Below are 11,436 nucleotides of genomic sequence, written 5' to 3'. Positions count from 1 at the left end.
AATCTCACCATTAAGCGGATGACTTGCTGATCAGTGCCTTATAGTTGGGGATCAGCATGTAAGTCCCGACAAACTCGATGGCTGGCACATCGGCGCTAAAAATCATCACCCGCACTACAATTCGTGCTTTACGCCCTGCAGCAAGGCGATCCAAATCGCCTGAGATCCCATCCAGCGAAGTCGAGGCGAGTGGGTTTTGCAGAACAGGCTGGCGATAACGAATATGGCTGTCCACCAACACAATATCCCCTTGCAGATCGCGCTCGCGCATCAACAGCCACGCCATTCCCCAGCCAGTTAAGGTCGCCAAAGTAAAGGCCGAGCCAGCAAACAGCGTATTATGTGGATTAAGATTGGGGTTGAGCTGGGCGGTACACAGAAATTGGTAACCGGTATATTGCTCAATTTTGATGCCAATTTTATCGCTGATCGGAATGTATTTAGCCCAGCGCTGCTGCAGTTCACTGCACCACTCCGGTTTACGCAGCACATTCAGCATCGGATCCAACGGCTTCACCATCTGCTGATGACGCACCGGGCCACGCTCATCACTCAATTCGCCTCGCCGCTCAAAGCCATGTTTGGCATAAAAGCGGATCGCATCTTCCCGCGCATTACACACCAAACGCTTAGCCCCTTCTTGGCGTGCTAACGCTTCAAGCGCGACTAAGATCAACGAGCCCATCCCTTTCGAACGACGATTCGCCTTCACCGCCATAAAGCGGATCTGGCCTTCACAATCTGGGGTAATATATAGCCGACCAATCGCGATAGGGTAGCCACGACTATCAACAATCATCCGATGATGACTCAGCGCATCATATTCATCACGCTCTGAGCCGAGCGGCATCCGCCATGGCTCTCGCAACATTTGCCAGCGGAAATGGAAATACTTATTGAGCTGATGATCGCTATTCGGTGTAATAAGTTTGAACATGACCAATCCTTGAATCACACATGAATGCTCGCTAAGCGGGCAAGCTTAATTATGCCTGCAACCAAAAGGTCACGGGGCCATCATTGATCAGTGCGACTTGCATATCGGCCGCAAAACGACCACGTTCCGTTGGCAAAATTTGCGCGCAAAGATCAGCAAAATAATCATACAACCGCTCGGCTTCTTGTGGTGCTGCGCCACGTGAAAATCCGGCTCGAGTCCCTCTTTTGGTATCCGCCGGCAGAGTAAATTGTGACACCACCAACACGCTGCCGCCGACATCTTGCACACTCAAATTCATTTTGCCAGCGCCATCTTCGAATACTCGATAGCGAGTGACCCGCTCAACCAAACGCTGCGCTTTGGCTTGATCATCATCCCGCTCGACCCCTAGCAGCACTAACAGTCCCTGCTCGATTGCGCCCACAACTTCACCGTCAACTCGAACGGCCGCTTCACTTACGCGCTGGATCAGTGCTATCACTCTGTTGTTCCTCTGTTTTATTCAATTGTGCTGCCGCACAGTTTAGCATGCCTGATCGACTACTCCACTGCTCACGCTCACCCAATGCCGCAGTCACTTCGGCTCCCACCAGCACAATAAACCAGCCTAAATACACCCAAACAAATAGGATTGGAATCGCCGCAATCGCCCCATAAATCAGCTGATAGGAAGGAAACTGAGTAATGTAAATCGCAAAACCTTTTTTACTCAGTTCAAATAACACTGCGGCCAGTAAAGCCCCAGTAAAGGCATGATGAAAATAAACTTTTTTGTTAGGCACCAGCAGGTATAAACCACCAAAAGCACACAATGACAACCCAAAGGGCAACCAACGCAAAAATAGTTTATACGCGCCAGACAGCGCCTGATGATCGAGAATGGTTAATGAGGTGATGTATGAACTGACCGCGATGCTCGCGCCAACTAAAATTGGGCCGAGAGTCAAAATCATCCAATACATCGAGAATGAAAAGACCGCGCGGCGTTTTTGCTGCACTCGCCAGATATAATTGAGGTTGTTATCAATATTGGAAATCAGCATGATTGCGGCGACCAGTAGAAATACGCCACCCACCGCGGTCATCTTGCCGGTATTGGCAATAAACTCGTTGAGCGCACTTTTCACCACTTCACCGGCCGCGGGCACAAAATTGGCGATCACAAAATCTTGTATCACCTCTCCGGCACTGGCAAAAATCGCAAATGAAGACAAGATCGAGAGTAATACCGCTAACATCGGCACGATCGATAACAAGGTGATGTAGGCAAGATAACCGGCGTTGACATTCACCCGATCATGATTCATCCGTGTCAGCAGATAGCGCCCAAAGCAGAGCGATAATCGAGCCTGCTGTTCAAGCGCAGAGTAAGTCAATTTCATAACTCATCCTTGTCGTTAGTGGGTCTATCCTGTCACGGCTAAGCTTGCCAATGCAAAAGCCACCCGCTGCTCAATCGAAGCCATCGGCACAGTAATACAGTGATAGCCGAGTTCAGTGTAAGTATTCACCAACTGGTGATGAATGTGTAATGCTTGTTCAAAACTATAAGGGCGCACCTCATCGGCTTGGTAAGTGATGCGATTTGGTTCGCACATCAATACCTGTCGATGATAGCCCAAACTGGCTTGCCGATACTCAGCCGGCACTGGCAATTCAGCCTGCCATAGATAAGCACAGATATCACCAATTGCGCGATCGACAAATACTGGCTGTGAGGTAAGCAATGCTTGTTGTTGTGCCAACTGTTGTTGCTCGCGCATTGCCTGATAGCAAAGTGCAGCAAACCCCGCTAAATTATGCCAAGGCAAAATTCCATCGGCCATGACACTTTGTTGTTCAATCAACTGACGCGGCACTTCCGGATAAGTGTGGTAGCCATGCTGCGCTAATCCTTGCAACAAGGTGGTTTTACCGGCTCCGGGTCCACCAGAAATAATCATAACGGGCATACAGTTTCCCTTTTACTCATAAAAATAAAGCCCTTAACTGCAACAGCTAAGGGCTTACATTACTTATCTAGTCACAATGCTAGAATCAGTAATTATTTCGCATCACGAGAAGCGCGCTTACGATCGTTTTCGGTCAGGAAGCGTTTACGGATACGAATGCTGACTGGGGTAACTTCTACCAACTCATCGTCATCGATAAACTCAAGCGCTTGCTCAAGAGTCATGATGATTGGTGGTGACAGCACCTGTGCATCATCAGTACCTGATGCACGCACGTTGGTTAGCTGTTTACCTTTCAGTGGGTTTACCGTCAGGTCGTTATCACGGCTATGAATACCGATCACCATACCTTCGTAAACTTCTACACCGTGACCAATAAACAGGCGACCACGATCTTGCAAGTTAAATAGCGCGTTGGTCAGTGCTTTACCCATGCCATTTGAGATCAATACCCCATTGATACGTTGACCAATGTCACCGCCTTTGTGTGGGCCGTAATGATCAAAAGTATGGTACAGCAGGCCAGAACCTGAAGTCAGGGTCATAAACTCAGTTTGGAAGCCGATCAAACCACGTGAAGGCATCACGAAGTCCATACGTACACGACCTTTGCCATCTGGAGACATATCTTTCAGCTCGCCTTTACGCATGCCGATTTTCTCCATGATGCCGCCTTGGTGCTCTTCTTGCACATCGATAGTTACCGTTTCAAACGGTTCCATCAACTGACCATTCTCATGCTTAAGAATAACTTCTGGACGCGATACCGCCAGCTCAAAACCTTCACGACGCATATTTTCGATCAGGATTGATAGGTGAAGTTCACCACGGCCTGATACGCGGAATTTATCCGGGTCTTCGGTCGCTTCAACACGCAGTGCTACGTTGTGTACCAGCTCTTTTTCCAGACGCTCAAGGATGTTACGTGAAGTTACGAACTTACCTTCTTTACCGGCAAACGGTGAGGTGTTGACTTGGAAAGTCATGGTTACGGTTGGCTCATCAACGCTTAGCGGTGGCAAGGCTTCAATGGTGTTCACATCACAAATTGTGTCTGAGATTTTCAGCTCGCCAAGGCCTGTTACTGCCACGATGTCACCCGCGGTCGCTTGATCCGTTTCAGAACGTTGCAGACCAAGGTAACCCAGCACAGTACCGACTTTACCGTTACGCTTCTTACCATCCGCACCGATCACGGTTACTTGTTGGTTTGGTTTTACTTTACCGCGTTTGATACGGCCAACCCCGATAACACCCACGTAAGAGCTGTAATCCAGTTGAGAAATTTGCATTTGCAGCGGACCATCAAGGTCAACTTGTGGCGCAGCTACGTTATCAACGATGGCTTGGAACAGCGGCTCCATGTTTTCGCCAGTTTCGCCTTCAACTAAAGTTGCCCAGCCATTCAATGCTGAAGCGTAAACCACTTGGAAGTCGAGCTGTTCATCGGTCGCACCTAGGTTATCGAACAGGTCAAACACCTGATCCATTACCCAATCAGGACGTGCGCCCGGACGGTCAATTTTGTTAATGACAACGATTGGCTTCAAGCCGTGTGCGAACGCTTTTTGAGTTACGAAACGCGTTTGTGGCATCGGGCCATCAACGGCATCAACGATCAGTAGTACTGAATCTACCATCGACATGATACGTTCTACTTCACCACCAAAGTCGGCGTGTCCCGGGGTATCTACGATGTTGATCCGGTAGTCATTCCAGTTAATGGCGGTGTTTTTCGCCAAAATGGTGATACCACGCTCTTTTTCAATGTCATTCGAGTCCATGACTCGCTCTTCAACATCACCGCGAGACTCTAGCGTGCCGGATTGCTGGAGCAGTTTGTCAACCAAGGTAGTTTTACCGTGGTCAACGTGCGCGATAATCGCGATGTTTCTTAATTTTTCAATTTGCGGAGTGGTCATTGGGATTACTTCACTTTTCATTGAGGCTGGCTGCCAAAACAGTCGCCGAACATGGTTCAAAAACGGCGAATAATGTACCAGATTCTAGCAAAAAACCTAGAAATATGTGATCTGTCACGCTGAAATCGGCGACTTTTTCTTCATTTTGCTGATTCACTAACGCTATATGGCCGCTTTTCGGTAGCCAAATGATTGACAAGCTCAGTGATTGAGCGCGAAATAGCAAACGTTTTGCTAGAACATGGTGCAGCACAATTCATTGCTGCACAATTATGGTGCAAGGCGGGATCTTTTTGGTGCGACATAGCATTAAAAAACCAACCGATTTCTAACAACATTATGATTTATATTGGATTTACAAAAATGGCACGGTTTTCGCTTAATTAAATACAGCAGCGCTTATGCTTAATTAAATGTCGTAAGCTTGACCGATTTATTTAAGACTCGAACCCATACCGCTTATTAACACCGGAGGTTATTCAAGATGTCAGTAGAAAATGTTCTATCGCTGATCCAAGAAAACGAAGTTAAGTTTGTTGACCTACGCTTTACCGATACCAAAGGTAAAGAGCAACATATCTCAATCCCTGCTCACCAAATTGATGCTGACTTCTTCGAAGACGGTAAGATGTTCGACGGCTCATCACTCGGTGGCTGGAAAGGTATCAACGAATCTGACATGGTGATGATGCCTGATCCAGCCAGTGCCGTGCTCGATCCTTTTACTGAAGATGCAACACTGAACATTCGTTGTGACATCTTAGAACCAACCACTATGCAAGGTTACGACCGTGACCCACGCTCGATTGCTAAACGTGCTGAAGAATACCTGCGCGCCACGGGCATCGCAGACACTGTTTTGGTTGGTCCAGAGCCAGAATTCTTCCTGTTTGATGATGTGAGATTCTCAACCAATATGTCTGGTTCATTCTTCAAGATTGATGATGTTGAAGCTGCATGGAACTCAGGTACTGAATACGAAGATGGCAACAAAGGCCACCGTCCAGGCGTAAAAGGCGGTTACTTCCCAGTCGCTCCTGTTGACTCATCACAAGACATCCGCTCTGCGATGTGTTTGATCATGGAAGAGATGGGCCTGGTCGTTGAAGCGCATCACCATGAAGTGGCGACCGCAGGTCAAAATGAAATCGCGACCCGTTTTAACACGCTGACTCTCAAAGCGGATGAGATCCAAACTTACAAATATGTGGTACACAACGTTGCACACGCCTTTGGTAAGACCGCAACCTTTATGCCTAAGCCACTCGTGGGCGATAACGGCTCAGGTATGCACGTGCACCAATCACTGGCTAAAGATGGCGTTAACCTATTTGCTGGTGACAAGTACGGCGGCCTATCTGAAATGGCGATTTACTACATTGGTGGTATCATCAAGCATGCTCGTGCATTAAATGCGATCACTAACCCATCAACCAACTCATACAAGCGTCTAGTGCCACACTACGAAGCACCAGTTATGCTGGCTTACTCAGCACGTAACCGTTCTGCATCAATCCGTATTCCTGTGGTACCAAGCCCGAAAGCGCGCCGTATTGAAGTTCGCTTCCCAGATCCAGCCGCTAACCCATATCTAGCGTTTGCTGCAATGCTGATGGCGGGTCTTGATGGGATCAAGAATAAGATCCATCCAGGCGAAGCGATGGATAAGGACTTGTACGACCTACCAGCAGAAGAAGCAGCAGAAATTCCAAAAGTGGCTGAGTCGCTGAAACAAGCACTCGAGTACCTAGACAATGACCGTGAATTCCTAACCGCTGGCGGCGTATTCTCTGACGATTTCATCGATTCTTATATCGAACTGAAAACCAAAGATGTACAACGCATCAACACCGCAGTACACCCACTGGAATTTGAACTGTACTACTCAGTTTAATCCTCCAAGGCTGTAAACCGTGATTTAGGTTACATCAATAATTAGGCTCGCCTCGCAGGCGGGCCTTTTGCTTATTTAGTCCTCTCACCATTCCTTTCACATCTAGCTTACCATTACCAATATGAGCATCCGCTCATCAATCATTCTGTACCAACTTACCGCTCATTGAGGAGTGCTTATGCTAGCGTCTCGTCTCTGGTGGCTACTCATCTGTTTATTGTGGGTACCGCAAATCACTGCTCAGCAGATCTACACTTGGGTTGATAACCAAGGCGTGCTGCACTTTAGTGATAACCCACAAAACGATCAGGCCACATCGATTCATTTACCGGATTATGCGGCGCAAGCGCCCGCGCCCAGCTTTGATGCCAGCCAACCGATCGCAGAGAATCAAACCGAGACTAAATTAGTCCCCCCTCACGCGGCCAGTAAAGCTCAAGCGACAGAAACAGAGCTCGAACCGTTAGCCATCAGCTTAATTTCTCCGAAACATGATGAGACACTGCGCAGTAATAGTGGCTCGATTCTGATCCGCAGCGAGCTCAACCGCAAGCTGGCGATTGGAGAACAGTTGCAACTGATAATGGATGGTCGGCCTTATGGTGCCCCGACCCATCAAGCACAATGGCCATTGAAAAATATCGATCGCGGCACTCACACCTTCACCATTCAAGCCATTGAGAACGGCAAGATTATTGCATCGTCCTCAATTATTACGGTGCATCTACATCGCGCGATGGTAAAACAGGAGTAACCTGTGACCCTGCGCTCAATCGTGCAGGGAGTTTGACTATTTGTTTGCACTCCCTTGCGGCATACTTAGCACTGTAATGCACCAATATTGTGCACCGAGGTACTAAGTAGGTAGTGAGTGAAAATGAGCGTGAGCGAAGAATTAAGTCAAACCATCATCAATCATCAAGTCACCGCGGTGTTCATCCTCGATGAAACCCTGCTGATCCGCTACGCCAATCCAGCCGCAGAGCAACTGTTTTCACAAAGTGTCAAACGCTTGATGAACTACAACCTGCATCAACTGGTTCAACACTCGTCACTTGATTTACAACTACTCACCCAGCCTTTGCAAAGTGGACAGAGCATTACCGACAGCGATGTTACTTTGGTGGTGGATAATAAACCGTTGCTACTCGAAGTCACGGTCAGCCCAATCTCATGGCAAAAGGAGCTGCTGTTACTGGCCGAAATGCGCACCATTGGCCAGCAGCGCAGGCTTACTCAAGAACTCAATCAACATGCTCAGCAGCAAGCTGCCAAATTATTGGTTCGCGGCTTAGCTCATGAAATAAAAAATCCACTTGGTGGCTTAAGAGGTGCGGCGCAACTGCTCGCGCGCATGCTGCCAGATCCGCATCTCACCGAATATACCCAAATTATTATCGAGCAAGCGGATCGCTTACGCGGCTTAGTCGATCGCCTGCTTGGGCCACAGCGACCCGGTGAAAAAACTTGGGAAAACCTGCACCTTATTTTGGAAAAGGTACGTCAACTGGTCGTGTTAGAAGCAGGGGCCAATCTGGTCTTTGAGCGCGATTATGATCCAAGCTTGCCCAATATCTTAATGGACACCGATCAGATCGAACAAGCTTTGCTGAATATCGTTCGTAATGCCGCACAAATTTTGGCCGACCAGCCTCAAGCAACGATTACCCTGCGCACCAGAACTGTGCATCAGGCCAACATTCACGGTCAACGGCATAAACTGGTGGCCAGTATTGAGATTATTGATAATGGCCCCGGCATCCCGCCAGAGCTACAAGATACCCTATTTTACCCGATGGTCAGTGGCCGCGAAGGGGGAAGCGGATTAGGCCTATCCATCTCGCAAAACTTAATCGATCAACATCAGGGAAAAATCGAGGTGCAAAGCTGGCCAGGGCGCACCATGTTTACCATTTATTTGCCAATTTAATTTGCTGTTCATTCACTTGCTGTTAAGGATTATCTATGAGTAGAGGATACGTGTGGGTTGTCGATGATGATAGCTCGATCCGTTGGGTCATGGAGAAAACGCTCTCCTCCGCCAATATTAAATGCGAAACCTTCGCAGATGCAGAAAGTGTATTGATGGCACTACGGCGTGAAACACCGGACGTATTGGTCTCTGATATTCGGATGCCGGGCATGGATGGTATTGCTCTGCTAAATCAAGTTCACCAGCAGATCCCTGAACTGCCAGTGATAATTATGACCGCTCACTCCGATTTGGATGCTGCGGTGAATGCCTACCAACAGGGTGCCTTTGAGTACCTGCCCAAACCTTTTGATGTAGATGAGACGCTCACCTTGGTCGAACGGGCGATTGCACATGGACAAGAGCAGCGTAAAACCTCACCGCGCCCCAGTGAAAACTATTCAGCACCGGAGATCATCGGTGAAGCTCCAGCGATGCAAGAGGTGTTTCGAGCGATTGGCCGTTTATCGCGCTCTTCGATCTCAGTATTAATCAATGGCGAATCGGGAACCGGCAAAGAGCTGGTCGCGCATGCACTACATCGACATAGCCCACGAGCGCAAAAACCGTTTATTGCGCTGAATATGGCGGCGATCCCTAAAGATTTGATCGAGTCAGAATTGTTTGGTCATGAAAAGGGCGCTTTTACCGGAGCCAATACCGTGCGCCAAGGACGCTTCGAACAAGCTAATGGCGGCACTTTATTTTTAGATGAAATTGGCGATATGCCTTTAGATATTCAAACTCGCCTACTACGCGTGTTGGCCGATGGACAGTTTTACCGCGTTGGCGGCCATAGCGCGATTAAAGTTGATGTGCGGATTGTCGCCGCCACCCATCAAAATCTGGAGAAATTAGTCCATCAAGGCAAATTTCGCGAAGACTTGTTCCATCGCCTAAACGTGATTCGGATCCATATTCCCTCGCTACGTGAGCGGCGGCAAGATATTGAAAAACTGACTAAGCATTTTCTGACCCTTGCGGCGAAAGAACTCGCTGTAGAGATGAAAACGCTCAATCCGCGCACAGTCGAGATCCTCACTAAGCTTGATTGGCCGGGTAACGTTCGCCAGTTAGAAAACATATGCCGCTGGCTAACCGTAATGGCCAGTGGCAGTGAAGTACTGCCGAGCGATCTCCCTTCCGAACTACTAAGCGAGAAAAAGGCAAACCAGTTTGAAAATGAAATCAGTTGGCAGAAACTGCTAGAAAGCTGGGCTAAATCCGCCTTAACCTCAGGTGAAACCGAATTGCTCGCCCATGCGCTGCCCGAATTTGAACGCATCCTTTTAGAGGCCGCACTTCAGCATACCAATGGACATAAGCAAGATGCAGCGAAAGTACTCGGCTGGGGTAGAAATACCCTAACCCGTAAACTCAAAGAGCTGTATTAAGCTACCAATAACTCATCTTAAAAATAAAATTAATCCTTTTCCTGTCCAGCACTAGCTGACAGGTAATGGATTGGTTTTTATACTTAGCGGCAAAGACTAATCAGGATAACCATAATGATAACTTCATCTCTGCCTTTAACCGATTTGCATCGCCATCTTGATGGCAACATTCGTACTCAAACGATTCTTGAGCTCGGGCAACAGTTTGGTATTCAACTGCCCGGTAATAGTGTTGAAACACTGACCCCGTTCGTGCAAATTGTCGAAGCTGAGCCATCACTGGTCGCTTTTTTATCCAAACTTGACTGGGGTGTTGCAGTGCTAGGCGATCTGGATGCTTGCCGCCGAGTCGCCTACGAAAATGTGCAAGATGCATTAAATGCCCAGATTGACTACGCCGAGCTGCGCTTTTCTCCCTACTATATGGCGATGAAACATCATTTACCGGTAGCTGGTGTGGTAGAAGCGGTGGTCGATGGGGTGCGTGCGGGTGTGCGTGATTTTGGCATTCAAGCCAACCTTATCGGTATTATGAGCCGTACCTTTGGTAGCGATGCTTGCCAACAAGAACTCGATGCTATCCTAAGCCAGAAAAATCACATTGTGGCAGTCGATCTAGCTGGCGATGAATTGGGCCAACCTGGTGATCGTTTCATTCAACATTTTAAACAAGTGAGAGATGCAGGTTTACAGGTCACAGTGCATGCCGGAGAAGCGGCTGGCCCAGCAAGTATGTGGCAAGCGATTAAAGAGCTTGGCGCAACACGAATTGGTCACGGTGTGAAAGCTATCGATGATCCACAACTGATGGATTACCTAGCACAGCATCGGATTGGTATCGAATCTTGCTTAACCTCCAACCTGCAAACCAGTACGGTCAGCAGCTTAGCCAGCCACCCGCTGAAACGCTTTTTAGAACACGGTATTTTAGCTTGTATTAATACCGATGATCCTGCTGTAGAAGGGATTGAACTACCGCATGAATATACCGTTGCCGCACCACAAGCAGGCTTAACACAGCAACAGATCCGCCAAGCACAAATCAATGGCTTGGAATTGGCTTTCTTGTCTGATGCAGAGAAAAAAGCACTCCTAACGAAAGCAGCACTGCGCGTTTAAAACCGCTTGCAGCCTTGCCATGTTTAATCAACCGATGCCTTGAGCATCGGTTTTTTATTCACCGGATGAAGAGGCACGCATGATGGTCACTGACGGAGGGTAACTCAAGAGATAAAATGAGGAGATAAAACAGGATAAACCAATATATCGCAGGCCAAAGAGTAAATAACCTGAACTCGGGATAAAAATAGGCGGGAACTAAAAGCTGGCTCTGCGATCAGATCTTTCGACCAAGAAGGAAAT

Annotated in this window: 10 protein-coding genes; 5 read left to right on the top strand and 5 right to left on the bottom strand. The window is 48.1% G+C overall.

Annotated elements, in window-relative coordinates; translation table 11 throughout:
* Positions 1 to 10: 10 nt before the first annotated feature.
* From PUN32_RS07755 to typA, 5 genes are all read right to left on the bottom strand, one after another.
* A complete protein-coding gene (locus PUN32_RS07755) occupies positions 11 to 937 on the bottom strand; it encodes a bifunctional GNAT family N-acetyltransferase/hotdog fold thioesterase (protein WP_274722534.1) in 927 nt (308 codons plus the stop codon).
* Between the two features lie 49 nt (positions 938 to 986).
* Positions 987 to 1,421, bottom strand: coding sequence for a D-aminoacyl-tRNA deacylase (gene dtd, locus PUN32_RS07750; RefSeq protein WP_274722533.1), 435 nt, complete (start codon positions 1,419 to 1,421; stop codon positions 987 to 989).
* Positions 1,393 to 2,322, bottom strand: a complete 930-nt coding sequence (locus PUN32_RS07745) for a virulence factor BrkB family protein (protein ID WP_274722532.1) — start codon at positions 2,320 to 2,322, stop codon at positions 1,393 to 1,395. The genes dtd and PUN32_RS07745 overlap by 29 nt, the downstream gene beginning before the upstream one ends.
* A 24-nt stretch (positions 2,323 to 2,346) precedes the next feature.
* Positions 2,347 to 2,892 (bottom strand): AAA family ATPase, encoded by a 546-nt coding sequence (locus PUN32_RS07740; RefSeq protein ID WP_274722531.1) that lies wholly within the window; start codon positions 2,890 to 2,892, stop codon positions 2,347 to 2,349.
* A gap of 92 nt (positions 2,893 to 2,984) precedes the next feature.
* Positions 2,985 to 4,814: a translational GTPase TypA gene (gene typA, locus PUN32_RS07735; protein ID WP_274722749.1), complete on the bottom strand. Its 1,830-nt coding sequence runs from the start codon at positions 4,812 to 4,814 to the stop codon at positions 2,985 to 2,987.
* Positions 4,815 to 5,298: 484 nt separating this feature from the next.
* Between typA and glnA the strand changes: the two genes are divergently transcribed.
* From glnA to add, 5 genes are all read left to right on the top strand, one after another.
* Entirely contained in the window at positions 5,299 to 6,708 is a 1,410-nt protein-coding gene (gene glnA / locus PUN32_RS07730; RefSeq protein ID WP_166014096.1) for a glutamate--ammonia ligase, read from the top strand.
* 178 nt (positions 6,709 to 6,886) lie between these two features.
* Positions 6,887 to 7,462 (top strand): DUF4124 domain-containing protein, encoded by a 576-nt coding sequence (locus tag PUN32_RS07725; protein WP_274722530.1) that lies wholly within the window; start codon positions 6,887 to 6,889, stop codon positions 7,460 to 7,462.
* Positions 7,463 to 7,591: 129 nt separating this feature from the next.
* Positions 7,592 to 8,638, top strand: a complete 1,047-nt coding sequence (gene glnL / locus PUN32_RS07720) for a nitrogen regulation protein NR(II) (protein ID WP_166015006.1) — start codon at positions 7,592 to 7,594, stop codon at positions 8,636 to 8,638.
* 35 nt (positions 8,639 to 8,673) lie between these two features.
* On the top strand, positions 8,674 to 10,074 hold the full coding sequence (gene glnG / locus PUN32_RS07715) for a nitrogen regulation protein NR(I) (protein WP_274722529.1): 1,401 nt from the start codon (positions 8,674 to 8,676) through the stop codon (positions 10,072 to 10,074).
* 114 nt (positions 10,075 to 10,188) lie between these two features.
* A complete protein-coding gene (gene add / locus PUN32_RS07710; RefSeq protein WP_274722528.1) occupies positions 10,189 to 11,193 on the top strand; it encodes an adenosine deaminase in 1,005 nt (334 codons plus the stop codon).
* Positions 11,194 to 11,436: the final 243 nt, after the last annotated feature.

The sequence above is a fragment of the Vibrio chanodichtyis genome (genome assembly GCF_028863985.1).
GTDB lineage: Bacteria > Pseudomonadota > Gammaproteobacteria > Enterobacterales > Vibrionaceae > Vibrio > Vibrio chanodichtyis.
Note: the sequence above shows the minus strand (reverse complement) of the source record. Positions and strands in the feature narration are given on the sequence as shown.

Bases quoted from the DNA above. Each gene is read 5' to 3' on its own strand.
- PUN32_RS07755 (WP_274722534.1), bottom strand. From the start codon at position 937: ATGTTCAAACTTATTACACCGAATAGCGATCATCAGCTCAATAAGTAT.
- PUN32_RS07745 (WP_274722532.1), bottom strand. From the start codon at position 2,322: ATGAAATTGACTTACTCTGCGCTTGAACAGCAGGCTCGATTATCGCTC.
- PUN32_RS07740 (WP_274722531.1), bottom strand. From the start codon at position 2,892: ATGCCCGTTATGATTATTTCTGGTGGACCCGGAGCCGGTAAAACCACC.
- typA (WP_274722749.1), bottom strand. From the start codon at position 4,814: ATGACCACTCCGCAAATTGAAAAATTAAGAAACATCGCGATTATCGCG.
- glnA (WP_166014096.1), top strand. From the start codon at position 5,299: ATGTCAGTAGAAAATGTTCTATCGCTGATCCAAGAAAACGAAGTTAAG.
- PUN32_RS07725 (WP_274722530.1), top strand. From the start codon at position 6,887: ATGCTAGCGTCTCGTCTCTGGTGGCTACTCATCTGTTTATTGTGGGTA.
- glnG (WP_274722529.1), top strand. From the start codon at position 8,674: ATGAGTAGAGGATACGTGTGGGTTGTCGATGATGATAGCTCGATCCGT.
- add (WP_274722528.1), top strand. From the start codon at position 10,189: ATGATAACTTCATCTCTGCCTTTAACCGATTTGCATCGCCATCTTGAT.